The following is a 25,467-nucleotide window of genomic DNA, read 5'->3' on the forward strand; positions in this document are numbered from 1 at the left end:
TTAAAGGGCTTCCTTGCCGGTTTCGCCGGTGCGAATGCGCACCACCTGCTCCAGGTGGCTGACGAAAATCTTGCCGTCGCCGATCTTGCCGGTGCGTGCAGCGCCTTCAATGGCTTCGATCACGCGGTCGACCAGCTCATCGTCCACGGCGGCCTCGATCTTCACCTTGGGCAGAAAGTCGACCACATACTCCGCGCCGCGGTACAGCTCGGTATGGCCCTTTTGGCGGCCGAAGCCCTTGACCTCGGTGACCGTGATGCCCTGCACCCCGATGTCAGAGAGGGCTTCGCGCACTTCGTCGAGCTTGAAGGGTTTGATGATGGCTGTCACCATTTTCATTTTGAGTTCCTCCGATTGAGGGCACCGACAGGGCGCCCTCCGTTGATTACAGGGTTTTGGTGAGCGTGGCGATCACGCGGGCTTTGTTGACGGGGCCAAAAAAGTCTTTCTTGTTGGCGCCCACGATGGCAGCGCCCAGCGTGAGGCCATCGCCAAAGTCATAGACACCACCGACGCTGTAATCCATGTAGTTGGGCACGCCTGCATCCTTGATGTCGCTGGAAAAGCGGGTGAAGCCCACCGATGCCTTCAGCGTGACCTTGGGCATCACTTCCTGTGCCACGGCGAAGCTCAGGTAGCCGGTGTTGCGGCCCTTGAGACCGGAGCCGGACTTGGCGCCCGCCCAGCCGAAATAGTCCTTGGACACCGTGTGCGCATACTTGGCCGTGAGCGGGCCAAAAGTGGCGGCGCCATAGAGCTCGGTGGTGTTGCCGCTGGTGTTGCCGGGATACAGATAGGCCAGCGCGCCCACATCCAGGTCCGCTCCGCCGGCCTTGAACTTGTAGCCGCCGTAGACATCGGATTCCAGCGAGTTGCCAGACAGCCAGTTCACGCTGGAGTTCCAGTTGCCGACATACCAGCCAGAGTCGCCAAAGGCATAGTCAAAGCCACCCTGCACGGCGGGCTTGAAGGCACTGACCTTGCCTGTGTCCTGGTCCTGGCCCCGGAACTTGTAGTTGCTGGTCAGGCTGACATTGCCCGTGAGCTGGGCACTGGCCAGCATGGGCAGGGCGGCAATAAAGGCGACGCTCAAGAACTTGATGGATGCGCGGGTCATGGTTCCTCCGGTAGGTCTAAAGTGGGTACACACCGGTTAAGCACGGTCCGTGCCATGTCGCAAAACACCACAACGGCACGCCCTGCGCCCGTGGTCTGCATTCGCCCTTACATTGGTGGTGGCGCCGCGCCATCGCACCCGAGTGGTGCGCAGCACGGCCGCCAGACAACAACCATCCATCCACCGCACCTATCTGGGGAGAAAACCGCTCATGAGTCTTGCTTTGGTGCAAAGCCGCGCGCTTCTGGGGCTGCAGGCGCCCTCGGTCACCGTCGAGGTGCATTTGGCCAACGGGCTCCCCAGCTTCACCCTGGTCGGTCTGGCCGATGTGGAGGTGAAGGAGGCGCGCGAGCGCGTGCGCTCGGCGCTGCAGAACGCGGGGCTGGAGTTTCCGCACAACAAGCGCATCACCGTGAACCTGGCGCCGGCCGATCTGCCCAAGGACTCGGGGCGCTTTGACCTGCCCATCGCCCTGGGCATCCTGGCCGCCAGCGGACAGATCGACGCCAGCCGTCTGGCCGGCCATGAATTCGCTGGCGAGCTGTCGCTGTCCGGCCAGTTGCGCCCCGTGCGCGGCGCCCTGGCCACCAGCCTGGCGCTGCGTGCCCACCAGGTGGCGGTGCGGCTGGTGCTGCCACCGGGCAGCGCCGAAGAAGCCGCCCTGGTGCCCGATGCACAGGTTTATCGCGCGCGCCACCTGCTGGATGTGGTGCGGCATTTTTTACCGGCAGGCGCCCAGGAGCCCATCGACGACAACGCTGCCACTGACGACGGCTGGTGCCTGCTGCAGCCCGCACCGCTGGCCACGCAAGCGGTCTATGCCGACCTTTCGGATGTCAAGGGCCAGGTGGTTGCCAAACGCGCACTCGAAATCGCGGCCGCCGGCGGGCACAGCCTATTGATGATGGGGCCGCCGGGCTCGGGCAAGTCCATGCTGGCCCAGCGCTTTGCCGGGCTGCTGCCAGCCATGACCATGGAAGAGGCCCTGGAAAGCGCGGCAGTGGCCAGCCTGGCAGGCCGCTTTAGCGCCGCGCAGTGGGCGCAGCGGCCCACCAGCCAGCCCCACCACACCGCATCGGCCGTGGCGCTGGTGGGCGGGGGCTCGCCGCCGCAGCCCGGAGAAATATCACTGGCCCACCACGGGGTGCTGTTTCTGGACGAATTGCCAGAGTTTCCCCGTGCCGCGCTGGAAGCCCTGCGCGAGCCGCTGGAGACCGGGCGCATCACCATTGCGCGCGCCGCGCGGCGTGCGGAGTTTCCGGCGTGTTTTCAGATGGTGGCCGCCATGAACCCCTGCCCCTGTGGCTTTTTGGGGTCGGCGCAGCGCGCCTGCCGTTGCACGCCCGACCAGGTGGCGCGTTACCAGGGCAAGCTCAGCGGGCCGCTGCTCGATCGCATCGATCTGCATGTGGAGGTGCCTGCCTTGCCAGCCAACGACCTGCTGGACGCGCCAGCGGGCGAGGCCAGCGCCGCCGTGCGCGAGCGCGTAGCCCGCGCCCGCCAAGCGGCCATGGCACGCCAGGGCAAGTCCAACCAGGCGCTGCAGGGCCAGGAGATCGACACCCACACCGCCCTGGAGCCCGCTGCCACGCAGTTTCTGCAAACCGCCGCAGCCCGCCTGGGCTGGTCGGCCCGCAGCACGCACCGCACCCTGAAGGTGGCGCGCACCATTGCCGACCTGGCGGGCGCCACCAGCACGCAGGTGGCCCATGTGGCCGAGGCCGTGCAATACCGGCGCGTGCTGCGCAGCCCGGGCGCATGAAACATCCCCCGGCCGCCGCGCACGGCCCCGGGCCTGGCCCGTACGCACCGCAAAAACCGCAGGGCAATGCTATATGTTTAATAGCTGCTTGCGCTTTACTATAAAGGGCTAGAGGCCAATTTGACTCATATTTCCCGAGAACCCCGAGGATTCGGTCGCTACACCCCGAGGTACTGGCGCCGCACGGCCAGGTCGGCCACCAGCGCCGCCATGGTGCTGTGGTGGCAGATCTGGCCTTTTTCCAGCACATAGGCGCGGTCGGCCACCGCCTCGGCAAAGTAGAGGTTTTGCTCCGACAGCAGCACGCTCACGCCCTGGGCCTTGAGTTGCAAAATGGTGCGGGCCATCTGCTCGACGATCAGCGGGGCCACGCCTTCGGACGGCTCATCGAGCAGCACCAGCAGCGGCTGGCCCATGAGGGTGCGCGCCACCGTAAGCATCTGCTGCTCGCCGCCACTCATGCGGCCGCCGGGCCGGTGGGGCATTTCGCCCAGATTGGGAAACAGCGCAAACAGGCGCTCGGGTGTCCAGTGCGGCGCGGCGCTGCCGTCGGGCCAGTGGCGCGCGCCCTGGCGCCCCACTTCCAGGTTTTCAAGCACGCTCAGGTCGGTGAAGATTCGCCGCTCTTCGGGCACATAGCCCAGCCCCATGCGCGCCACCTGGTAGGGCGCGCTGCGCGCAATGTCGCGCCCCAAAAATCGCAACTGCCCTCCCTGCTGAATCTCGCGGCGCACCTCCAGGCCCACGATGGCCTTGAGCGTGGTGGACTTGCCGGCACCGTTGCGGCCCATCAATGCCACGACCTCGCCGCGCCCCACCTGCACATCCACGCCAAACAGCACCTGCGCTGCGCCATACCAGGCGGCCAGCCCCTGCACCTGCAGCAAAGGGGCCGACAAGGCGGACTGGGGCGTTGCGGTTGGCACAACCACGGATGCGCGGGCCGTCACGGCGCGCTCCCGCCCGTGGGCACATGACCGAACATGCTGCCGCTGCCCAGATACACCTGCTGCACCTGGGCGTTGTCGCGAATGGCCTGCGGCGTGCCCTCGGCCAGCAGGCGCCCGCGCGCCAGCACCATCACGCGGTCGGCGTGGGCAAACACCACATCCATGCTGTGCTCGGTAAACAGCACGCCCATGGCCCGCTCGCGCGCCAGTTGCTGCGTGAGCGCCATCAGCGCCAGGCGCTCCGCCGGGGCCATGCCGGCCGTGGGCTCATCCATCAGCAACAACCGGGGCGCGTGGGACAGCGCCATGGCCAACTCCACCCGCTTCACGTCGCCATAGGCCAGCGCACTGCAGGGGCGCAGCGCCTGCGCCGCCATGCCCACCTGATCGAGCAGCGCCAGCGCATCGGCGCGCCGGTGGTTCTGCGCGCGCGGCCAGAACGAAAACAGGCGCCGGTCAGCCGACAGCAGGGCCATCTGCACGTTTTCCACCACGGTGAGCGAGGCAAAGGTTTCAGCGATCTGAAAGGTGCGCCCCACACCCTGCTGCCAGATGGCGCGCGGCGGCAGGCCGGCAATGTCCACCCCGGCCAGCTCGATGGTGCCCGCATCGGGCCGCAGCTGGCCGCCCACCATGTTGAAGGTGGTGGACTTGCCCGCGCCGTTGGGCCCGATCAGCGCCAGCATCTCGCCGGGCGCCAGCGCAAAATCCACGCCATCGACCGCCAGCACACCGCCAAAGGCCTTGCGCAGGCCAGTCACCTGCAGCAGTGGTGGCGCTGCGCTCATGGTGCGCTCCTGCGGGCCTGCCAGCGCAGGGCCAGAAGCCGTGCAAACCCCGCCAGCCCCTGCGGGAACAGCAGCACCAGCGCCAGCATGGTGCCGCCCAGCAGGGCGCGCCAGTAGTCGGTGTTGCGCGCCACGGTGTCGTGCAACCAGGTAAAGGTGACCGCGCCCACCCAGGGGCCCACCAGCGTCTGCACGCCGCCCAGCAGCACCATCACCAGCCCGTCCACCGACTTGCCCACCGACAGCCCTTCGGGCGAAATGCTGCCCTTGGAAAACACATACAGCGCCCCGGCCAGGCCCGCAAAAACGCCCGCCACCACAAACGCCGCCCACTGCAGGCGGCGCCCGTCCATGCCAATGGCATCGGCCCGCAGGGCCGAGTCGCGCACCGCGCGCAGCGCATAGCCAAAAGGCGCAAGCAGCACCCGCCGCAGCAGCAACACGCCGGCCGCCACCAAGGCCAGGGTCAGCAGGTAATAGGCCTGTTGGCTGGCCAGCCACGGCGCGGGCCACACGCCGGCAATGCCGTTGCTGCCGCCAGTAACAGCGTCCCACTGGTAGCACAGCGCCCAGGTGATCTGCGCAAACGCCAGCGTGAGCATGGTGAGGTACACGCCCGACAGCCGCACACAGAACCAGCCATACACCAGCGCCGCAACGCCTGCGGCCAGCGGTGCCAGCAGCAGGGCCACTTCCATGCGCACCCCGGCCGACTGCACCAGTAACGCCGCCGCATAGGCCCCCAGTCCGAAATAGGCGGCGTGGCCGAACGAGTGCATGCCCGCCGGCCCCATGAGGAAATGCAGGCTGGAGGCAAAGAGCACCGCCACCAGCACATCCACCAGCAGCACCGGCGCGTAGGGCCAGGCCCCGGCCAGCAGTGGCACCAGCGCCAGCGCGGCAAAAAGGGCCCAGCCCACCCATTGCAGGGCGCGGCTGGCCGGCTGCAGCGGCGCCTCGGCCATGCCGGCCTGGCGCGCGAGCGGCTGCGGCCGCCCCAGCAACCCCCAGGGCCGCCAGACCAGCACCACGGCCATGACAAGGAACTCGACCACCAGCGTCATCTTGGACAGCGACAGGCTGATGCCCCCCACCTCCACCAGCCCGGCCCACACGCACACCGCCTTGAGTTCGGCAATCAGCAGCGCCGCCACAAACGCACCGGGGATCGAGCCCATGCCGCCCACCACCACCACCACGAAGGCCGCGCCGATGGTGTTCAGATCCATATCGAGTTGGGCCGGCTCGCGCGGCAGCTGCAACGCGCCCGCCAGGCCCGCCAGCAAGGCGCCCAGCGCAAACACCCCGGTGAACAGCCAGGCCTGGTTGACGCCGAGGGCGCCCACCATGCCGCGGTCCTGCGTGGCCGCGCGCACCAGCGTGCCCCAGCGCGTGCGATGCAGGCCCAGCCACAAAAGCCCCAGCACCAGCGGGCCCACCGCCATCAGGAACAGGTCGTACGTCGGAAACTGCCGGCCCAGGATGTCGACAGCACCTTCCAGCCCCGGGGCACGCGGCCCGAAAAGCTCTTCAGGCCCCCAGGCCCACAGCACGGCATCCTTGATCACCAGCACCAGAGCGAAGGTAGCCAGCAGCTGAAACAGCTCGGGCGCGCGGTAAATGCGCCGCAGCAGCACCACCTCCACCAGCGCCCCCAGGACCGCCGTGGCCAGCGGTGCCAGCAGCAGCGCGGGCCAGAAACCGATCACGGCACCCAGGCTCTCCACCAGCGAATACGCCAGATAGATGCCCAGCATGAAGAACGAGCCATGGGCGAAGTTGACGATGCGCATGACCCCGAAAATCAGCGACAGCCCTGCCGACACCAGAAACAGCGACGAGGCCGAGGCCAGCCCGTTGAGCAGCTGCACGAGCAGCCCGGAAAAACTCATGCGCAGAGTGCCGAACAGAACGGCGAAGGGTTACCCATCTCAGTCGGCAGCGCGCAGTTTGCGCACCTCGTCGGCAGACTGCTGAAAGCGCGCACCGTCGAGATAACGGAAGTCCGACATCACGCCCGTGCCGTTTTGCAGCCGCGTGCGGCCCACGAAGGTGCCCATGGTGGACTGGTGGTCTTCGGTGCGGTAGCGGATGGGCCCAAACGGCGAAGTCACCTCCAGCCCTTTGAAGGCGGCGATCAGCTTTTCGGTGTCGCTGCCCCCGGCCTTGCGCAAGCCGGCGGCCAGCGACTGGATGGCCGTGTAGCCCACCACCGAGCCCAGCCGGGGATGGTCGTTGAAGCGCTCCTTGTAGGCCTTCAGGAACGCCTGGTGCTCTGCGGTCTGGATGGCATACCAGGGGTAGCCCGTGACGATCCATCCCACCGGTGCCTCGCCCTTGAGCGGGTCCAGGTACTCGGGCTCGCCCGTCAGCAGGCTCACCACTTCGCGGCCCTTGAACAGCCCGCGGGTGTTGCCCTCGCGCACCAGCCGCGCCAGATCGGCAGCAAACAGCACATTGAAAATGGCGTCGGGTTTGGCATCGGCCAGCGCCTGCACCACGCTGCCGGCATCCACCTTGCCCAGGGGCGGCGCCTGCTCGGCCACAAACTCCACATCGGGTTGCGCAGCCTTGAGCAGCTTCTTGAACGTGGCCGCCGCCGACTGGCCATATTCATAGTTGGGATAGACGATGGCCCAGCGCTTTTTCTTCACGGCCGCGGCCTCGGGCACCAGCATGGCCACCTGCATGTAGGTGGAGGCGCGCAGGCGGAAGGTGTAGCGGTTGCCATTTTCCCAGACGATCTTGTCGGTCAGCGGCTCCGCCGCGAGGAAGAAGACCTTTTTCTGCTTGGCAAAGTCGGTCAGGGCCAGCCCCACATGCGACAGGAAGCTGCCCATGAGCACATCCACCTTCTCGCGCGCCAGCAACTCGTCGGCGGCCCGCACGGCATCGCCGGGGTTGCCGTTGTCGTCGCGCACCACCAGTTCCAGCTTGCGCCCCTGAATGCCGCCCGCGCTGTTGACCTCTGCCACGGCCAGCTCCATCCCCTTTTTGTAAGGGCCCAGGAAGGCAGGCTGCGCCTTGTAGCTGTTGATCTCACCGATCTTGATCGCGCCCTGGGCATGCACCGCGCCAGCGGCAAGCGACAGACCGGCCACGAACAGGGCCCCAAGGGCGGCAGAGAAGCTTCGCATCAATAATCCTTTGTCCGACATCACAGAGGTCGAAACCGGAAAATGTACCGCCCCTCGCATTTGCCGGACAATGTGCGGGTTTGCCCGGCAGTCCGGGGTGCCCGCCAGGCTTCGCCCCGCCAGCACCGCCGCCGCCCTGAGAGGCTGAGCCCGCCCCCTGTTGGGGCCTTGTTTTTTTCATTCCTGCCAAGAAACCATGAGTGCATTTCTCGAAGAACGCGTGCTGACCGTTCACCACTGGACCGACCGGCTTTTCAGCTTCACCACCACCCGCGACCCGGCGCTGCGCTTTTCCAACGGGCACTTCACCATGATCGGCCTGAAGGTGAACGACAAGCCGCTGCTGCGCGCCTACAGCATCGTCAGCGCCAACTACGAAGAGCACCTGGAGTTCCTGTCCATCAAGGTGCCCGACGGCCCGCTGACCTCGCGCCTGCAGCACATCCAGGTGGGCGACACCATCATCGTCGGCAAGAAGCCCACCGGCACCCTGCTGATCGACTACCTGCTGCCAGCCAAGCGCCTGTACATGCTGTCCACCGGCACGGGCCTGGCGCCGTTCATGAGCGTGATCCGCGACCCCGAGACCTATGAAAAGTTCGAGGAAGTGATCCTGGTGCACGGTGTGCGCGAGGTGAAAGAGCTGGCTTACCACGACTACATCACCCAGGAGCTGCCCCAGCACGAGTTCCTGGGCGAGCTGGTGAGCAAGCAGCTCAAGTACTACCCCACGGTCACGCGCGAACCCTTCCGCAACCAGGGCCGCATCAACGACCTGATCGAAAACGGCAAGCTGTTCACCGACCTGGGCATCCCGGCACTGAACCCGCTGGAAGACCGCGTGATGCTCTGCGGCAGCCCCGAAATGCTGGCCTCGCTCAAGACGCTGCTGGAGCAGCGCGATTTCGAAGAAGGCAACACCACCAAGCCCGGTGACTTTGTCATCGAGCGCGCATTCGTCGAGAAATAAGACCACCGACGCCACGATAATCCGCGCATGTCTGCGCCCCGCGTTTCCCACCCAGCGCCTCCCCGGACCAAGGAAGACCGCCATTTCGTTACTGCCCTGGCACGCGGCCTGGACGTTCTGGCGTGCTTCCGCTCGGGCGACAAGGTGCTGGGCAACCAGGAGATCGCGCAGCGCTGCAAGCTGCCCAAGTCCACCGTCTCGCGCCTGACCTACACGCTCACACGGCAGGGGTACCTGATCCACATCGAAGAAATTGGCAAGTACCGCCTGGGCACGGCCACGCTCTCGCTGGGCAGCACCATGCTGGTACGGCTGGACGTGCGCCAGATCGCCCGCCCGCTGATGCAGGAGCTGGCCGACTTCGCCACGGCCGAAGTCTCGCTGGGCACACGCGACCGGTTCTCGATGATCTATGTGGAAAACTGCCGCAGCTCGGCCCTGCTCACGCTGAGCCTGGACGTGGGCTCGCGCATCGCGCTGGCCACCTCGGCCATCGGGCGCGCCTGGCTCGCAGCCATCACCGAAGACGAGCGCCGCCCCCTGCTGGAGCAGCTGCGCGCCCGCGACGAACAGGCCTGGCCCGAGGTGCAGGCCGGCGTTGACAAGGCGCTGCAGGACTACCGCAGCCTGGGCGTGGCCTGCTCGTTTGGCGACTGGCAGAAGAACGTGAACGCTATCGCCCGCGCCTTCCAGCCCGGCGGCGGCCTGCCGCCGATGGTGATCAACTGCGGCGGCCCCTCATTCACTGTCTCGCCGGAATTTTTGCTGGGCGAAGTGCGCCCCCGGCTGGTCGAGATGGTGTCGCGCATCGAGGCGGCGCTGAACCGGTGACCGCGCCCCTGCAATGCAGCCCCTGCGACAATCACCCTACCGTCACTACGCCGAAAACTCTTCATGACCCCGCTGATTCGCCGTTCCATTCTGCGCCTGGCCGTTGCTCTGGGTGTGACCATGGCTTTGCCTGTCAGTGCCTCTTTGCCTGCGGAACGGGTGGGCCTGGAGGCGGCCCGGGCCGACGCCGAAGCAGGCCGCGCCCTGCTGGTGGACATCCGCGAGCCGCACGAGCACGCCACCGGCGTTGCGCGCGGTGCCAAGCTGCTGCCCATGCGGGAGATCGGCGCGCGTCTGGCCGAAATCCCCAAAGACGCTGCCCAGCCCGTGCTGCTGATCTGCAACACGCAGAACCGCTCACGGGCCGTGTGGCAGGCGCTGCGCGAGCGCGGCTACACCAATGTGCGCTACGTCGAGGGCGGCATGTCGGAATGGGCACGGCGCGGGCTGCCGCTGGTCAAGCCAGTGGTACGCTGAAGCCCCTTTTTGCTATTGTTTGAATAGCTGTTAGCGCTTATCGTTAAACGGCTAGAGCCGAATTTCATTCAGATTCTCGGCTAGAACCACGCATCCTGCATCGCCAGCGTGCTGTCGTCCAGGCTGCGCAGCAGCGCGTGTTGGGGCGCGGTGCGAGGGAGCTCCCAGTGAAAGAACCAGCGGCAGGCCTGCAGCTTGCCGCGGTAGAAGTCTGCGTCCTGCGGCGTGGCGGCCTGCGCCAGCGCGCCGTCGGCCACCACGGCCTGGCGCAGCCAGGTCCAGGCCAGCACGGTGTGGCCGAAGGCTTCGAGGAACACGCTGGCGTTGGCCAGCGCACGGTCGCCATCGCTGCGCAGCAGCGGCGTGAGCACGGCCAGCGTGGCCAGCACGTCGTTCCAGGCCGCCTGCAAGGCCTCGGCATGGGCGGCCAGCGCGGGGCGCGCGCGGGCCTGCGCCACGGTGGCCTGCAGCTCGCGGCCGAACAGCGCGATGGCCGCGCCCTGCTGCATCACGGCCTTGCGGCCCAGCAGGTCCAGCGCCTGGATGCCATGCGTGCCCTCGTGGATCATGTTCAGGCGGTTGTCGCGCCAGAACTGCTCCACCGGGTATTCGCGCGTGTAGCCGTAGCCACCGTGGATCTGGATGGCCAGGCTGTTGGCCTCCAGGCACCACTGCGAGGGCCAGGATTTGACGATGGGCGTAAGCAGGTCCAGCAGCAGGCCCGCCTCGGCGCGGGCGGCCTCGCTTGTGCCGGTGCGCTGCTCGTCCACCAGGCGCGCGGCGTACAGGCCCAGCGCGAAGGCGCCCTCCACATAGGCCTTCTGCGCCAGCAGCATGCGGCGCACATCGGCGTGGGCCGCCAGGGGCACCTGGGGCTGCAGCGGGTCCTTGGCGGCGGGCGGGCGGCCCTGCAGGCGCTCGCGCGCGTACTGCAGCGAGGCCAGATACCCCCGGTAGCCGTACATCACGGCGCCCATGCCGACGCCGATGCGCGCCTCGTTCATCATGTGGAACATGCAGGCCAGGCCCTGGTGCGGCTGGCCCACGAGTTCACCCTCGCAGTCGTCCTGGTCACCAAACGACAGCAGGGTGGACGTGGTGCCACGCCAGCCGGCCTTGTGGATCAGGCCCGACAGCGTCACGTCGTTGCGTGGCCCCAGGCTGCTATCGGCGTTGACGCGGAACTTGGGCACGCTGAACAGCGAAATGCCCTTGACCCCGGGCGGCGCGCCCGGGATGCGCGCCAGCACCAGGTGCACGATGTTCTCGCGCAGCTCATGGTCGCCCGCCGAAATGAAGATCTTGCTGCCCTTGATGCGGTAGGTGCCGTCGGGCTGCGGCGTGGCGCTGGTGGTCAGGTCCGACAGGCTGGAGCCCGCCTGCGGCTCGGTCAGCGCCATGGTGCCGAAGAAACGGCCCGAAAGCAGCGCCCCCAGGTACTTGCGCTTCTGCGCCTCGCAGCCGAAGCGCTCGATCACATTGGCATTGCCCAGCGTCAGCCCCACATAGGAGGTGGTGGCGCCGTTGGCGCTCTTGAACAGCGCCGAGCAGGCCTGTGCCACCACCACGGGCAGCTGCATGCCGCCCTGCTCGTAATCCTTGGTGGGCGCCAGCAGGCCGGCGGCGCAGTAGGCGTCGAGCGCCTCGCGCACCTCGGGAATCATGCGCACGCGGCCATTCTCGAAGGTGGGCTCGTGCTCGTCCGAGGCACGGTTGTGCGGTGCGAACTTTTCTTCGGCAATGGCGTGCGCCGTGTCCAGCGCGGCGGCGAAGGTCTCGCGGCTGTGGTCGGCATGGCGCGGGCGCTGCGCCAGCGCCTCGGCCTGCAGCACCTCGAACAGCTGGAAGTCGAGGTCGCGGCGGTTGATGAGCAGGGATTCGGGCAAGGGGCCTCCGGTGTTCTGCATTGCAGAATATTTAAGGGAAAGACGGCGCCACCACTGCGGCCAGCGGAGGGGCACGAAACCCCGCCATCGTAGGCACGGCCCGGGAAACCAGCAACGGCGCAGAGTTTCGCAGGTGACAGACAGCACGGCGGGTGGCCGATAGCATGGACCGGGCGTTGATTCTGCAATGCAGAACCATCGGTTGTCACTGGCCCCTCCACTTCCGGACTCCCCATGAGCACCACCCCCACTTCCACCTCCTACGCAGTGCACGGCCCCGTGGCCGTGGTGACGCTGAACAACCCGCCCGTCAACGGCCTCGGCCACGCCTTGCGCACTGGCATCGTCGCCGCACTCGACCAGGCACTGGCCGACCCGCAGGTCACGGCCATCGTGCTCACGGGCAGCGCGCGCGCTTTCTCCGGCGGCGCCGATGTGCGCGAGTTCGGCACGCCCAAGGCGGGCCAGGAGCCCACGCTGCCCAGCGTGATCCGCGCGCTCGATGGTTCCAGCAAGCCGGTCGTGGCCGCCATCGCCGGCGTGTGCCTGGGCGGCGGTCTGGAACTGGCGCTGGGCTGCCACTACCGCGTGGCAGCACCCGACGCCTCGCTCGGCCTGCCCGAAGTGAAGCTGGGCCTGCTGCCCGGCGCGGGTGGCACGCAGCGCCTGCCGCGGCTGATCGGCCTGGAGCCGGCGCTGAACATGATCGTCTCGGGCCAGCCCGTGCCCGCCAATGCCTTCGCGGGCACGCCGCTGGTACATGCGCTGATCGAGGGCGACCTGGTCGAAGGCGCGGTGGCCTTCGCCGCCCAGGTGGCGGCGCGGGGCGAACCGCTGCCGCGCGCCCGCGACCTGAAGGTCCAGCAGCCCAACGCCGACGCTTTCCTGCAGTTCGCGCGCAACACCGTGGCTGCGGCGAGCAAGCCCTTCCCGGCGCCGCTGCAGTGCGTGGAGGCCGTGGCGGCCTCGCTCAAGCCTTTCGACGAGGGCCTGCAGACCGAGCGCACGCTGTTCCAGGCGCTGATGCAGACGCCCGAGTCGCGCGCGCTGCGCCATGTGTTCCAGGCCGAGCGCGCGGCCGCCAAGGTGCCGGGCCTGCCCGAGGGCACGGTACTCCGCCCCATCGCCCGCGTGGGCGTGATCGGCGCCGGCACCATGGGCGGCGGCATCACCATGAACTTCCTCAACGCCGGCATCCCCGTGGTGCTGCTGGAGATGAAGCAGGAAGCGCTGGACCGGGGCCTGGCCACCATCCGCAAGAACTACGAGAACTCCATGAAGAAGGGCAAGCTCAAGCCCGAGCAGGTGGAGCAGCGCATGGGTCTCATCACGCCCACGCTGGAATACGCCGCGCTGAAGGACGCCGACCTCATCGTTGAAGCCGTGTTCGAGGAAATGGGCGTGAAGGAGGCCGTGTTCCGCCAGCTCGACGCCGTGGCCAAGCCCGGCGCCATCCTGGCGTCCAACACCTCGTACCTCGACATCGACCGCATCGCCACCTTCACGCAGCGCCCGCAGGACGTGATCGGCCTGCACTTCTTCAGCCCGGCCAACGTGATGCGCCTGCTGGAAATCGTGCGCGGCGCCCAGACCGCGCCCGACGTGCTGGCCACCAGCCTGCAGCTCGCCAAGCAGATCAAGAAGGTGGCCGTGGTCTCGGGCGTGTGCGACGGTTTCATCGGCAACCGCATGCTGGCGCGCTACGGCGCGGCCGCCCAGGGCCTGATCAACGCCGGCGCCCTGCCGCAGCAGATCGACGGCGCGCTGCAGAAGTTCGGCCTGGCCATGGGGCCGTTCCGCATGGGCGACCTCGCGGGCCTCGATATCGGCTGGGCCACGCGCAAGCGCAAGGCCGCCGAGGCGGGCACGGAGATGAAGCCCATCGTGGCCGACAAGCTCTGCGAGGCCGGGCGCTTCGGCCAGAAGACGGGCGCGGGCTGGTACCGCTACGAGGCCGGCAACCGCAACCCCCTGCCCGACAGCGTGACCGAGCAGCTCATCGCCGACTACCGCGCAGCCCACGGCATCACGCCGCGCAAGATCAGCGACGAGGAAATCGTCGAGCGCTGCATCTTCGCGCTGGTGAACGAGGGTGCGCGCATTCTCGAGGAAGGCATCGCCGCGCGCGCCTCGGACATCGACTTGGTTTACCTCAACGGCTACGGCTTCCCGCTGCACCGGGGCGGCCCCATGCTGTACGCCGATACCGTGGGCCTGCCCCAGGTGGTGCGCAGCCTGCGCCGCTTCGCCAGCGAGAGCGGCGCCGACGCCTCCTGGCAGCCCGCGCCGCTGCTCGTGCGACTGGCCGAAGAAGGCCGGAGCTTCAACTAATTCCATTTCTAAACCATCCGTGTCGTTGTTGCTCCGCCTTGCCGTGCTCAAGCACTGTCTGCGGCTTCGCGCCTAGACACGAATGATTTGGAAAAGGAATAACACCACCACAGGACAAGCACACCATGACAGAAGCAGTGATCGTTTCCACCGCCCGCACCGGCCTGGCCAAGAGCTGGAAGGGTGCCTTCAACATGACCTACGGCCCCACGCTGGGCGGGCATGCCGTGCAGCACGCCGTGGCGCGCGCGGGCATTGACCCGGCCGAGGTCGAGGACGTCATCATGGGCGGCACCTTCGGCGAGGGCACCACCGGCGGCAACGTGGCGCGCCAGATCGCGCTGCGCGCCGGCCTACCCATCACCACCGCGGGCATGACCGTGAACCGGTTCTGCTCCTCGGGCCTGCAGACCATCGCGCTGGCCGCGCAGCGCATCATCGCGGGCGAGGGCCAGGTATATGTGGCGGGCGGCGTGGAGAGCATCTCGTGCGTACAGAACGAGGCCAACACCCACATGCGGCGCGACCCCTGGCTGGTCGAGCACAAGCCCGAGATCTACTGGAACATGCTGCAGACCGCCGAACAGGTGGCCCAGCGCTACGGCATTGGCAAGCAGGCGCAGGACGAATACGGCGTGCGCAGCCAGCTGCGCGCTGCTGCCGCGCAGGCCGCAGGGCTCTTCAAAGACGAGATCGCCCCCATGAAGACCACCATGGGCGTGGTGGACAAGGCCACGGGCCGCATCACCATGAAAGAGGTGACGATCAATTCCGACGAGGGCATCCGCCCCGACACCACCCTGGAGGCCGTGCAGAAGATCCGCGCCGCCCTGCCCGGCGGCGTGGTCACCGCCGGCAACGCGAGCCAGTTCTCGGACGGTGCCTCGGCCTGCGTGCTGATGGACCGCCAGCTCGCCGAACGGCGCGGCCTGCAGCCCCTGGGCATCTTCCGCGGCTTCGCCGTGGCGGGCTGCGAGCCCGACGAGATGGGCATCGGCCCGGTGTTCGCCGTGCCCAAGCTGCTGGCCAAGGCCGGCCTGAAGGTTGATGACATCGGCCTGTGGGAGCTGAACGAAGCCTTCGCCGTGCAGGTGCTGTACTGCCGCGACAAGCTGGGCATCCCGGACGAACGACTCAACGTCAACGGCGGCGCCATCGCCGTGGGCCACCCTTATGGCGTGTCGGGCTCGCGCCTGACGGGCCACGCCCTGATCGAGGGCAAGCGCCGGGGCGTGAAGTACGTGGTGGTCACCATGTGCATCGGCGGCGGCCAGGGCGCGGCCGGTCTTTTCGAAGTGTGCTGAAACAACGGCCCGAGCGTGGGCCATGAACAACCAAGGAGCAACAGCCATGAGTGTGAAACAACTTTTTGATCTGACCGGGCAGGTCGCCCTCGTCACCGGAGGCTCGCGCGGCCTGGGCCTGCAGATGGCCGAGGCGCTGGGCGAGATGGGCGCCAAACTCGCCATCTCGGCGCGCAAGGCCGACGAACTGGCGCAGGCCAAGGCGCACCTTGAAGGCCTGGGCTACGAGGTCGAGACCGTGGTCAACGACCTGTCGAAGTTCGACCAGATTCCCGCCATGGTGGATCAGGTGCTGGCGCGCTTTGGCACCATCGACATCCTGGTGAACAACGCCGGCGCCACCTGGGGCGCCAACGCCGAGGACTACCCCGACGCCGCCTGGAACAAGGTGATGGACCTGAACGTGAACGCGCCCTTCTTCCTCTCGCGCGAGGTGGGCAAGCGCGTGATGATTCCCAAGGGCCGGGGCAACATCATCATCACCGCGTCGGTGGCCGCCATCAAGGGCACGCCGCCCGGCATGAACACCATCGCCTACAACACCTCCAAGGCTGCCGCGCTGCATTTCGCGCGCACGCTGGCGTCCGAGTGGGGCCACTACGGCATCCGCGTCAACGCCATCTGCCCGGGCTTCTTCCCGAGCAAGCTGGCCAACGGCCTGATCGAAAAGCTCGGCCCTGCCATGGTCGAGCGCACACCGCTGCGCCGCATCGGCGGCGACGAGGACCTCAAGGGCGCAGTGGTTTTTCTGGCCTCCGACGCTTCACGCCACATCACCGGCCAGGGCATCGTGGTCGATGGCGGCGCGAGCCTGATATGACAACCTGAGGCGCTGCGCGCCTTCCCGCTTCTCTCGCTGCGGGGCGGCCCTTGTTCGTCTGCCATGGCGTGGGCAGCGCCCATCCCATCGGCCTCGGTATTTTTTCAAAGGATTGACTCATGGACTTCTCTTACTCCCCCAAGGTCGTGGACCTGCAAAAGCGCCTGACGGCCTTCATGGAAGAGCATATTTACCCGGCAGAGGCCGTGTACCACCACGAGGTGGCCGAGAACCGCAAGGCCGGCAACCCCTGGCAGCCCACCAAGGTGATGGAACAGCTCAAGGCCCAGGCCAAGGCGGCCGGCCTGTGGAACCTGTTCCTGCCCGAGTCGAAATACGGCGCGGGCCTGACCAACCTCGAATACGCTCCGCTGTGCGAAATCATGGGCCGCTCGCATGTGGCGCCCGAGGCCTTCAACTGCTCGGCGCCCGACACCGGCAACATGGAGACCCTGGTGCGCTACGCCACCCAGGAGCAGCAACAGCGCTGGCTGCTGCCCCTGCTCGACGGCACCATCCGCTCGGCCTTCGCCATGACCGAGCCCGCCGTGGCCTCGTCGGACGCGACCAACATCGAGGCGCGCGTCGAGCGCGACGGTGACGAGTACGTGATCAACGGCCGCAAGTGGTGGACCTCGGGCGCGCCCGACCCGCGCTGCGAGATCCTGATTTTCATGGGCAAGACCGACCCCGACCACGCCAGCCGCCACAGCCAGCAATCGATGATCCTCGTGCCCATGAAGACCCCGGGCGTGACCATGGAGCGCGCCCTGCCCGTGTTCGGCTACGACCACGCCCCGCACGGCCACGGCGAGGTGAGCTTTGACAACGTGCGCGTGCCGGTGGGCAACGTGCTGCTGGGCGAGGGCCGGGGCTTTGAGATCGCCCAGGGGCGCCTGGGCCCCGGGCGCATCCACCACTGCATGCGCCTGATCGGTGTGGCCGAGCGGGCGCTCGAACTCATGTGCAAACGGGCGCTCAGCCGCGTGGCCTTTCACCGCCCCGTGGCCGACCAGGGCGTGACGCGCGAGCGCATCGCCAACGCGCGCATCCTGATCGACCAGGCGCGCTTCTTGGTGCTCAACGCTGCCTACATGATGGACACCGTGGGCAACAAGGTGGCCAAGAAGGAAATCGCCATGATCAAGGTGGCCGCGCCCAGCATGGCCTGCCAGGTGATCGACTGGGCCATGCAGGTGCATGGCGGCGCGGGCGTGAGCGACGACTTCCCGCTCGCCGCCGCCTACGCCAGCGCGCGCACGCTGCGTTTTGCCGACGGCCCCGACGAGGTGCACCGCAACCAGATCGGCAAGATGGAACTGGCCCGGTACCTGAAGTAACCCCCCCTGAGTCGCTTCGCGCCTTCCCCCCAGGGGGACGACGCCCGTGGCCGGGCCAGGCCCGTTCCACGGCGTCCGCTGGCATGGCCTGCTCCGCGGCCTTCTGACCCGTGGCGCGGCGCCAGTGCCACACGCCTACGGGCGGCGATGCACCACGGATCACTGAAACCCCATAGCCAACGAATCACCCATGTCCGACCGCCATTTCGCCCACTGGCCGCGCATGCTGCCGCGCCACCTCACCGTGCCCGCCACGCACCTCTACCGCAACATCGAAGTCTCGGCCCTGCGCTACCCCGACAAGGCGGCGCTGGTGTTCTACGATTCGGTCGTTTCCTACGCCCGCCTGCAGGACGAAACCGAGCGCCTGGCGGCCCACCTGCAGCAGGTGTGCGGCGTGCGCAAGGGCGCCCGCGTGCTGCTCTACATGCAGAACAGCCCACAGTTCGTCATCGGCTTCTACGCCATCCTGCGTGCCGACGCGGTGGTCGTGCCGGTGAACCCGATGAACCTCACCGAGGAACTGCGCCATTACGTGAGCGACGCCGGCGCCCGCACCATTGTTGCGCCGCAAGACCTGTTCGCCCAGGTGCGGCCGCTGCTGCGCGAAGGCCTGGCTGCCGCCGCGGCCGATCCCGCCGCGCCCGGCCTGCGCCATGCCGTGGTGGCGGCCTACAGCGACTACGCCACCGCACCCACCGATCTGCCGGTGCCGACCTTCGTGCATGCGCCGCGCGAGCCTGTCACCGAGCCCGGCGCCGTGCACTGGACGGACGCACTGGCCGCCGGCCTGCGCCCCGCGCCCATCCAGGCCGGCCCCGATGACCTGGCCGTGATGCCCTACACCTCGGGTACCACGGGCCACCCCAAGGGCTGCATGCACACGCACCGCAGCGTGATGTACAACACCGTCGCCGGCACGCAGTGGCTGGGCACGCCGCAGGACGCGGTGTCGCTGGTGGTGCTGCCGCTGTTCCACGTCACCGGCATGCAGAACGGCATGAACGGCTCGCTCTACGTGGGCGCCACCATCGTGTTGCTGCCGCGCTGGGACCGCGACGCCGCCGCGCAGCTCATCCAGCGCTACCGCGTCACGGGCACGCAGATGATCGTGACCATGGTGGTGGATCTGCTGTCCAACCCGCGCCTGGCCGAATACGACCTCTCCAGCATCTGCCGCCTGAGCGGCGGCGGTGCGGCCATGCCCGAGGCCGTGGCCACGCGGCTCAAGGAGCTGTGCCGGCTCGACTACATCGAAGGCTATGGCATGTCCGAAACGATTGCGCCCACGCACATCAACCCGCCCGAGCGGCCCATGAAGCAGTGCCTGGGCATCCCGATCTTCGACGTGGACGCCCGCGTGGTCGACCCGGCCACCCTGGCCGAACTGCCCCCGGGCGAGGTGGGCGAAATCATCGTGCACGGCCCGCAGGTCATGCAGGGCTACTGGGGCCAGCCCCAGGCCACCGAAGCCGCCTTTGTCACCCTGGACGGCAAACGCTTTCTGCGCACCGGCGACCTGGCCCGCACCGACGAGCACGGCTACTTTTACATGGTGGACCGGATCAAGCGCATGATCAATGCCAGCGGCTTCAAGGTCTGGCCGGCCGAGGTGGAAGCGCTGATGTACGCCCACCCCGCCATCCAGGAGGTCTGCGTGATTGCCGCGCGCGACGAGCGCCGGGGCGAGACCGTGAAGGCCGTGGTGGTGCTGCGCGAGGCCTTCAAGGGCCAGGTGAGCGAGCAGGAGATCGTCGACTGGGCGCACGGCCACATGGCAGCCTACAAGAGCCCGCGGATCGTGCAGTTTGCCGACAGCCTGCCCAAATCGGGCACCGGCAAGGTGCAGTGGCGCGCATTGCAGGAGCAGGAGCCTGCGCGCACCGCCGGGTGACCTGCCTCGCACACCATCGCAAATCGCTCTCTTTATGATAGCTGTCAGCGCTTATACATCAAGGGCTGGAGGCCAAAAATGCTTGAAACCATGAACCCCGAGGCCCTCGCCCGCCTGCGCTCCGTGCTGCAAACCCATGTGGACCAGGGCCTGGTGCCCGGCGCCGTGGCCCTGGTGCACCACCGGGGCCAAACCGTGCTGCACGAGGCCGTGGGCCACCAGCGCCCGCCCTCCGCCGAAACGGCAACGCCCGCCATGGCGCCGGACACGGTGTTTCGCATCTACTCGATGACCAAGCCCATCGCCTCGCTGGTGGCGATGATGCTGATGGAAGAAGGCCGCCTGTTGCTGTCGCACCCGGTGGCCCGCTACCTGCCCGCCTTTGCCGCGCAGCAGGTGCACGACCCGGCCACGGGCGCCACCACCCCCGCCCCGCGCGAGGCCACCGTGCACGACCTGCTGCGCCACACCGCCGGCCTGAGCTACGCCTGGGACCTGGGCACCGTGCCTGACGCCTACCGCGCCGCGCGCATCGGATCGCGCCGCCACAACAACACCGAGCTGGCGGCCGCACTCGGCCCGCTGCCGCTGGTACACGCCCCCGGCACCTGCTGGGAATACAGCCGCGCCACCGATGTGCTGGGCGCTGTGCTGGAGGTGATCGAGGGCGAGCCGCTGGGCGCCATCCTGCAGCGGCGCGTGTTCGGCCCGCTGGGCATGCACGACACCGGTTTTTCGGTGCCCGCAGCGCAGCAGCACCGCCTGGCCGAGCCCTTTGCACTCGACCCGCAGACCGGCCTGAAGGTGGCGCTGATCGACGTGACCGCACCCCCCGTGTTCGAGTCGGCCGGCGGCGGGCTGGTATCCACCGCCAGCGACTACGCACGCTTTCTGCAGCTGATGCTGGGCCGGGGCACCGCACCGGGCCCGCACGGCCCCGTGCGCCTGCTAGGCGGCGCCACGGTGGATTTCATGACGGCCGACCACCTGGGCGCCCTGCCCGTGGCGGGCGACATTCTGCCCACCGGCCACGGCTTTGGCCTGGGCGTGGCCGTGCGCACAGCAGCCGGCCTGGCCACGCGCCCAGGCTCTGCCGGGCAGTACAGCTGGAGCGGCCTCGGGGGCACCTTCTTCTTCGTGGACCCGGTCGAAGACCTGTTTGCCATCCTGCTCACCCAGGCCCCCGGGCAGTTGCGCTACCTTTGCGAGCTGTACCCGGCCCTCGTGTACGCCGCCCTCTGAAAAAAAGGCCCGCCATCTTGCGATGGCGGGCCTTGTGTTCTCGCGCCTGGCTTACTTGGCCAGATCGCTCAGTCGGATCTCGCGGATCTTGCCGTTTTCAACCACGGCCACGCGGGTGTTGGCCGTGGAGCCACCGCGTTCGTTCACGCCGTTGATGTCGTGCGGGTTGTGCGCATCGGGCAGGGCCTTGAAAGCCTTGTCCAGATTGGCGCGAATGGCCGCTGCATCGCTGGTGCTGCCGGCCATCTTCATGGCCAGCGCGGTGGCGTGCACGGCGGTGTAGTTCAGCGACACCTCCGAGCTCGGGTCGCGGCCCGGGTTGAGCTTGCGGAAGCGCTCCACAAAGGCCTTGGTTACGGCCGTGCTGTCTTCCACCACCGGCAGCACGCCAATGGAGCCTTCCAGCGGACCATAGCCGCCGGTGATCTTGCCGATCTCGTCCATCTTGGCCTGGTCGATGATGACGAAGCCGCCCTTGAAGCCCAGCTCGCGCGCCTGCTTGACCACCAGGCCCGTGGGCTCGGAGGCGCCGCCGATGAACAGCACATCGGGCTTGGACGCCAGCACGCGGCTCACGCCGCTGTAGAAGTCGGTGGCACGGTTGTACGACATCGGGTTTTCGGCCACGACCTTGCCGCCGGCCGCTTCCCAGGCGGGCTTGAACGCTGCCGTCCAGGCCTTGGCGTAGTCGTGGTCGGCATTGGCCACGGCCACGTTCTTGCCGTATTTGCCCATGGCGTGGCTCACGAAAGGCTTGATGTAGGAAGTGAACTCGGGCGGAATGCGCAGCGTGAGCTTGTTGCCCTTCTCGGTGATCTGCGGCACGCTGGTGTACGACAGCAGCAGCACCTTTTGCTGCTCATTGATGGCCTGCACGGCAAAGCTGCCGCCCGAGTGCGGCACCAGCACGGCGGCAGCCTTGTGCTCCTGCACCAGGCGCTGGGTGTTGATGGCGGTCTCGGACGGGTTGTACTTGTCGTCCAGGGCGACGACTTCCAGCTTCACCTTCTGGCCCGCCACTTCCAGACCGGCCTCGTTGATTTCCTTGATGGCCATTTCCATGCCGCTGAGCACGTTCTTGCCGTACAGCGCGGCGCCGCCGCTCAGGGGGCCGGAGTAGCCGATCTTGACGACCTGCTGGGCCATGGCCGGGGCAACGCCCAGCAGCGTGGCGGCGAAGGTGCTGGCGCACAGGCGAAGAATGGTCTTGCGTTTCATGCTGTCTCCTAGTGGTGGAAAGAAAGGGGAAATCAGGCGCCGATGTAGGCCTTGCGGACCGCTTCGTTGTTCATGAGGCTCTCGCGGTCGCCCTCCATGACGATGCGGCCGCTCTCGATGACGTAGGCACGGTGCGCGATCTTCAGTGCGGCAAACGCGTTCTGCTCGGCCAGCAGCACCGTGGTGCCGGCCTGGTTGATGCGCTGGATGACCTCGAAGGTCTGCTTGATGACCAGCGGCGCCAGGCCCAGCGAGGGCTCGTCGAGCAGCAGCACCTTGGGTCGGCCCATCAGCGCGCGGCCGATGGCCACCATCTGCTGCTGGCCGCCGCTGAGCGAGCCGGCCGGGTCGTCCTTTTTCTGGTCGAGGATGGGGAACAGCGCCATCACTTCCTCAAGCCGCTGCCGGTTGGCGGCGCCGTCGCCGCGGTGCACGTAGGCGCCGAGCATCAGATTCTTGAGCACCGACATGCCGGGGAACAGCTTGCGCCCCTCGGGGCACTGCACCACGCCGTTGGCCACGATTTGCGAGGGCTTCATGCCCACCAGACTCTTGTCGCCATAGCGGATGCTGCCGCCCGCTGCCTTGTGGATGCCGCTGATGGTGAGAAAGATAGAGCTTTTGCCGGCGCCGTTGGCACCCAGCAGCACCACCAGTTCGCCCTGGCCGGCGTGCAGGCTCACGCCGTTGAGGGCGGTGAAGCTGCCGTAGTTCAGCGAAACGTTCTCAAGCGTCAGCATGCTCGCTCCCCAGGTAGGCATCGATCACGGCCGGGTTGGCGCGGATCTCGGCGGGCGTGCCTTCGGCGATTTTTTCGCCGTAGCTGAGCACGAGAATCTTGTCGGCCAGGCTCATGATCATGTTCATCTTGTGTTCGATCAGGCAAACGGTCAGGCCGCTTTGCACCATCTTGCGGATGAGGTCGGCCAGGCCCTGGGTTTCATCGGGGTTCACGCCGCCGGCGGGCTCATCGAGCAGCAGCAGGCGCGGGCCAGTGGACAGGGCCAGCGCAAAGGCCACACGCTTGCGCTCTTCCTGCGAGATGTCGCCCGCCATGCGGTTTTCGAGGTGCGAGAGGCCGACGAAGTTCAGCGCGTCGCGCGCTTTTTCGCGGCAGATGCGCTCTTCCTCGCGCAGCAGGCTGGAGCCGCGCAGCACGTCCAGCAGGCCCGATTTGGTGCGCAGGCGGTGGCCGACGATGAGGTTGTCGAGCACCGAGGCCATGTCGAACAGCGCCGTGGTCTGGAAAGTGCGTGCCACGCCCAGGTGCGCCACCTGGTCGGTGCGCAACGAGGTCACGTCACGGCCTTCGAGCGTGATGGTGCCCGAGGTGGGGCGGTGCACGCCGCTGATGAGGTTGAAGAACGTCGTCTTGCCCGCACCGTTGGGGCCGATGATGGCGTTGATCTTGCCCGTCTCGATGAGAGTGCTGACGTTGTTGACTGCCGCCAGCCCGCCAAAGCGCTTGGTGAGATGTTCAATCTTGAGCATGCTGGCCTCCCTGTGCGGCGCGGCGCGCACGCCAGCCCAGATAAGTGCCCACGATGCCGTGCGGGACAAAAATCACCAGCAGCACCAGGATGGGCCCGAAAACGAGGAAACGATACTCTTGCAAAAACTGCAGGTACTGCGTGAGCCACGGCATGGCCAGCGCGCCCAGCAGCGGCCCCAGCAGGGTGCCCAGGCCACCGATGATCATGTACATGGTCATGTCAAAGGTGTGCTCGACACCGGCCACACCGGGGCCAATGAAGCGCACATAGCCCGCATACAGGCCGCCCGCCATACCCGCATAAAAAACCGACAGCATGAAAGCCAGCGTCTTGTTGCGCATGAGGTTGATGCCCAGCGACTCGGCCAGTTCATCGCTGTTGCGAATCGCCATGAAGGTGCGGCCCAGCAGCGAGTTGACGATGCGGCGCATGGCCCACAGGCCGACCACCAGCCAGAAGAACACCAGGTAGTACAGCGCCAGCGGCGTGTCGAAGCGGATCGCGCCAATCGGTTCGGGCGCCGGGATGCCCATGATGCCCACGGTACCGTGCGTCAGCCCTTCCCACTTTTCGATCACCAGAAACATGATGTAACCCACGCACAGCGTGAAGATCGAGAAGTAGTGCCCCTTGAGTCGCAGCGACAGGATGCCGATGAAGTAGCCCAGGAACGCCGTGACCACGCCCGACAGCGCAAAGGCGCCCCAGAACGACCAGCCGTGGTCCACCGTGAGAATGCCCACGGTGTAGGCCCCCACGGCCATGAAGCCCGCGTGCGCCAGGTTGAACTGCCCGGTATAGCCGGTGATGAGGTTCAGCCCGATGGTGGCAATGGCGAAGATATAGGCCGTGCCCATCACCGTGAGGTGGTAGTCGTTGCCCGTGAACAGCGGAAACAGCAGGCCCGCGGCCAGCAGCAGGGCCCAGCCCAGTTTGCCTTGGAGATAAGCCATGGTCAGCGCACTCCCTTGGTGAACAGGCCCTGCGGGCGCAGCGACAAAATAAACACCAGCAGCATGAAAGCGATGATGTCTTTGTAGTCGGTGGAGATGTAGAAGGCGCCAAAGCTCTCGGCAAAGCCGATGATCAGGCCGCCCACAATGGCACCCGGCACGCTGCCCATGCCGCCCAGGATGATGATGACGAAGGCCTTGGTGATCACCAGGTGCCCCATGGCCGGGTACACGAGGTTGATGGGCGCATACAGCGTGGCCGCCACGGCGGCAAGCACACCCGAGATGGCGAAGGTGAGCATGGCCACGCGGTTGGCGTCAATGCCCACCAATGAAGCGCCATCGCGGTTCTGCGCCATGGCGATGATGGTCGAGCCCATCACCGTCTTCTTCAGGAACAGGTGCAGCACCACCATCAGCGTGAACGCGGCGCCGATGATCAGCAGGCGCTGCACCGGCGCCGTAACGCCCGCCAGCTCGATGATGCCGTTGTAGGGCGTCTGCATGCGGTGGAAGTCGGCGCCCCAGATGGCCTGCGCGGCAGCCTCCAGAAACAGCAGCACGCCGATGGCCGCGATCATGGGGTGCAGGCCCGAGGCGTTGCGCAGCGGGTGGAACACCAGCCGCTCGGCCAGCACCGCGATCAAGGCCACGCACAGGGCGGAGCCCCCCATGGCCAGCCAGTAGTTCCAGCCCCAGGCCGACATGAGGTGGAAAGACGCGAAAGCGCCGAACATGTAGAAGGCGCCGTGGGCAAAGTTGGGCACGTGCAGGATGCCGTACACCAGCGTCAGGCCCAGGGCCACCAGGCCATAGATACCGCCCAGCGTCAGGCCGTTGAGCACCTGTTGCAAAAACATTTCCATCACCTGGCCCTCCTGGCGGTGGAATGGGCAGGGCACCAGGCCCGCCCATCATGCTGCGGCGACCTTGCCCTGCGGGCATGTGGCCCCA

At 67.2% G+C, this 25,467-nt stretch carries 22 protein-coding genes; 10 read left to right on the forward strand and 12 right to left on the reverse strand.

Going from position 1 to position 25,467, the window contains the following annotated elements; genetic code table 11:
- Window positions 1–339 (reverse strand): P-II family nitrogen regulator, encoded by a 339-nt coding sequence (gene glnK / locus DTW89_RS01530; RefSeq protein ID WP_024813664.1) that lies wholly within the window; start codon window positions 337–339, stop codon window positions 1–3.
- Window positions 340–385: 46 nt separating this feature from the next.
- A complete protein-coding gene (locus DTW89_RS01535; protein ID WP_114654632.1) occupies window positions 386–1,117 on the reverse strand; it encodes a TorF family putative porin in 732 nt (243 codons plus the stop codon).
- A 211-nt stretch (window positions 1,118–1,328) separates the two neighbouring features.
- Between DTW89_RS01535 and DTW89_RS01540 the strand changes: the two genes are divergently transcribed.
- On the forward strand, window positions 1,329–2,879 hold the full coding sequence (locus DTW89_RS01540) for a YifB family Mg chelatase-like AAA ATPase (protein WP_114654633.1): 1,551 nt from the start codon (window positions 1,329–1,331) through the stop codon (window positions 2,877–2,879).
- A gap of 158 nt (window positions 2,880–3,037) precedes the next feature.
- Here DTW89_RS01540 and DTW89_RS01545 read toward each other — a convergent pair whose 3' ends face one another.
- Genes DTW89_RS01545 through DTW89_RS01560 form a run of 4 tightly spaced genes read right to left on the reverse strand, consistent with a single transcriptional unit; the run spans window position 3,038 to window position 7,754 of the window.
- Complete coding sequence (locus DTW89_RS01545; protein ID WP_442858082.1) at window positions 3,038–3,829, reverse strand: ABC transporter ATP-binding protein; 792 nt, start codon at window positions 3,827–3,829, stop codon at window positions 3,038–3,040.
- Window positions 3,826–4,617: an ABC transporter ATP-binding protein gene (locus DTW89_RS01550; RefSeq protein WP_035240878.1), complete on the reverse strand. Its 792-nt coding sequence runs from the start codon at window positions 4,615–4,617 to the stop codon at window positions 3,826–3,828. The genes DTW89_RS01545 and DTW89_RS01550 overlap by 4 nt, the downstream gene beginning before the upstream one ends.
- Window positions 4,614–6,509: an ABC transporter permease gene (locus tag DTW89_RS01555; RefSeq protein WP_114654634.1), complete on the reverse strand. Its 1,896-nt coding sequence runs from the start codon at window positions 6,507–6,509 to the stop codon at window positions 4,614–4,616. The genes DTW89_RS01550 and DTW89_RS01555 overlap by 4 nt, the downstream gene beginning before the upstream one ends.
- Before the next feature lie 39 nt (window positions 6,510–6,548).
- The gene (locus DTW89_RS01560) at window positions 6,549–7,754 is read right to left on the reverse strand and encodes an ABC transporter substrate-binding protein (RefSeq protein WP_114654635.1); all 1,206 of its coding nucleotides are present in this window, start codon (window positions 7,752–7,754) and stop codon (window positions 6,549–6,551) included.
- 196 nt (window positions 7,755–7,950) lie between these two features.
- On the opposite strand from DTW89_RS01560, the gene DTW89_RS01565 reads away from it, so the two are divergent.
- From DTW89_RS01565 to DTW89_RS01575, 3 genes are all read left to right on the forward strand, one after another.
- Window positions 7,951–8,724: a ferredoxin--NADP reductase gene (locus DTW89_RS01565; RefSeq protein WP_024813657.1), complete on the forward strand. Its 774-nt coding sequence runs from the start codon at window positions 7,951–7,953 to the stop codon at window positions 8,722–8,724.
- Between the two features lie 27 nt (window positions 8,725–8,751).
- Entirely contained in the window at window positions 8,752–9,555 is an 804-nt protein-coding gene (locus tag DTW89_RS01570) for an IclR family transcriptional regulator (RefSeq protein WP_111865922.1), read from the forward strand.
- A 63-nt stretch (window positions 9,556–9,618) separates the two neighbouring features.
- Window positions 9,619–10,032 (forward strand): rhodanese-like domain-containing protein, encoded by a 414-nt coding sequence (locus DTW89_RS01575; protein ID WP_114654636.1) that lies wholly within the window; start codon window positions 9,619–9,621, stop codon window positions 10,030–10,032.
- Between the two features lie 80 nt (window positions 10,033–10,112).
- On the opposite strand, the gene DTW89_RS01580 is transcribed toward DTW89_RS01575, so the two are convergent.
- On the reverse strand, window positions 10,113–11,939 hold the full coding sequence (locus DTW89_RS01580; RefSeq protein ID WP_201740919.1) for an acyl-CoA dehydrogenase: 1,827 nt from the start codon (window positions 11,937–11,939) through the stop codon (window positions 10,113–10,115).
- A gap of 213 nt (window positions 11,940–12,152) precedes the next feature.
- Here DTW89_RS01580 and DTW89_RS01585 point away from each other — a divergent pair, with 213 nt between their 5' ends.
- The 6 genes from DTW89_RS01585 to DTW89_RS01610 all read left to right on the forward strand — a co-directional run bounded on the left by DTW89_RS01585 (window position 12,153) and on the right by DTW89_RS01610 (window position 20,849).
- Window positions 12,153–14,249 (forward strand): 3-hydroxyacyl-CoA dehydrogenase NAD-binding domain-containing protein, encoded by a 2,097-nt coding sequence (locus tag DTW89_RS01585; protein WP_114654637.1) that lies wholly within the window; start codon window positions 12,153–12,155, stop codon window positions 14,247–14,249.
- A 125-nt stretch (window positions 14,250–14,374) separates the two neighbouring features.
- Window positions 14,375–15,553 (forward strand): acetyl-CoA C-acyltransferase, encoded by a 1,179-nt coding sequence (locus DTW89_RS01590; protein ID WP_114654638.1) that lies wholly within the window; start codon window positions 14,375–14,377, stop codon window positions 15,551–15,553.
- Window positions 15,554–15,599: 46 nt separating this feature from the next.
- Complete coding sequence (locus DTW89_RS01595) at window positions 15,600–16,373, forward strand: SDR family oxidoreductase (protein ID WP_114654682.1); 774 nt, start codon at window positions 15,600–15,602, stop codon at window positions 16,371–16,373.
- A gap of 119 nt (window positions 16,374–16,492) precedes the next feature.
- Entirely contained in the window at window positions 16,493–17,713 is a 1,221-nt protein-coding gene (locus DTW89_RS01600; RefSeq protein ID WP_114654639.1) for an acyl-CoA dehydrogenase family protein, read from the forward strand.
- Between the two features lie 190 nt (window positions 17,714–17,903).
- Window positions 17,904–19,607, forward strand: coding sequence for a long-chain fatty acid--CoA ligase (locus tag DTW89_RS01605; RefSeq protein ID WP_114654640.1), 1,704 nt, complete (start codon window positions 17,904–17,906; stop codon window positions 19,605–19,607).
- A 90-nt stretch (window positions 19,608–19,697) separates the two neighbouring features.
- On the forward strand, window positions 19,698–20,849 hold the full coding sequence (locus tag DTW89_RS01610; RefSeq protein ID WP_114654683.1) for a serine hydrolase domain-containing protein: 1,152 nt from the start codon (window positions 19,698–19,700) through the stop codon (window positions 20,847–20,849).
- Window positions 20,850–20,900: 51 nt separating this feature from the next.
- On the opposite strand, the gene DTW89_RS01615 is transcribed toward DTW89_RS01610, so the two are convergent.
- From DTW89_RS01615 to DTW89_RS01635, 5 genes are read right to left on the reverse strand one after another with little or no spacing between them, the layout of a single operon-like run.
- Window positions 20,901–22,067 carry an ABC transporter substrate-binding protein gene (locus DTW89_RS01615; RefSeq protein ID WP_114654641.1) on the reverse strand — a complete coding sequence of 389 codons (1,167 nt, stop codon included), beginning with the start codon at window positions 22,065–22,067 and terminating at the stop codon, window positions 20,901–20,903.
- A gap of 32 nt (window positions 22,068–22,099) precedes the next feature.
- Window positions 22,100–22,807 (reverse strand): ABC transporter ATP-binding protein, encoded by a 708-nt coding sequence (locus DTW89_RS01620; protein WP_114654642.1) that lies wholly within the window; start codon window positions 22,805–22,807, stop codon window positions 22,100–22,102.
- The gene (locus DTW89_RS01625; protein ID WP_114654684.1) at window positions 22,794–23,558 is read right to left on the reverse strand and encodes an ABC transporter ATP-binding protein; all 765 of its coding nucleotides are present in this window, start codon (window positions 23,556–23,558) and stop codon (window positions 22,794–22,796) included. Before DTW89_RS01625 ends, DTW89_RS01620 begins: the two co-directional genes overlap by 14 nt.
- The gene (locus DTW89_RS01630; protein WP_024813645.1) at window positions 23,545–24,513 is read right to left on the reverse strand and encodes a branched-chain amino acid ABC transporter permease; all 969 of its coding nucleotides are present in this window, start codon (window positions 24,511–24,513) and stop codon (window positions 23,545–23,547) included. The genes DTW89_RS01625 and DTW89_RS01630 overlap by 14 nt, the downstream gene beginning before the upstream one ends.
- A gap of 2 nt (window positions 24,514–24,515) precedes the next feature.
- Complete coding sequence (locus DTW89_RS01635; protein WP_024813644.1) at window positions 24,516–25,379, reverse strand: branched-chain amino acid ABC transporter permease; 864 nt, start codon at window positions 25,377–25,379, stop codon at window positions 24,516–24,518.
- Window positions 25,380–25,467 lie beyond the last annotated feature (88 nt).

It is taken from the genome of Acidovorax sp. BoFeN1, from assembly GCF_003345135.1.
GTDB classification, from domain to species: domain Bacteria; phylum Pseudomonadota; class Gammaproteobacteria; order Burkholderiales; family Burkholderiaceae_C; genus Acidovorax; species Acidovorax defluvii.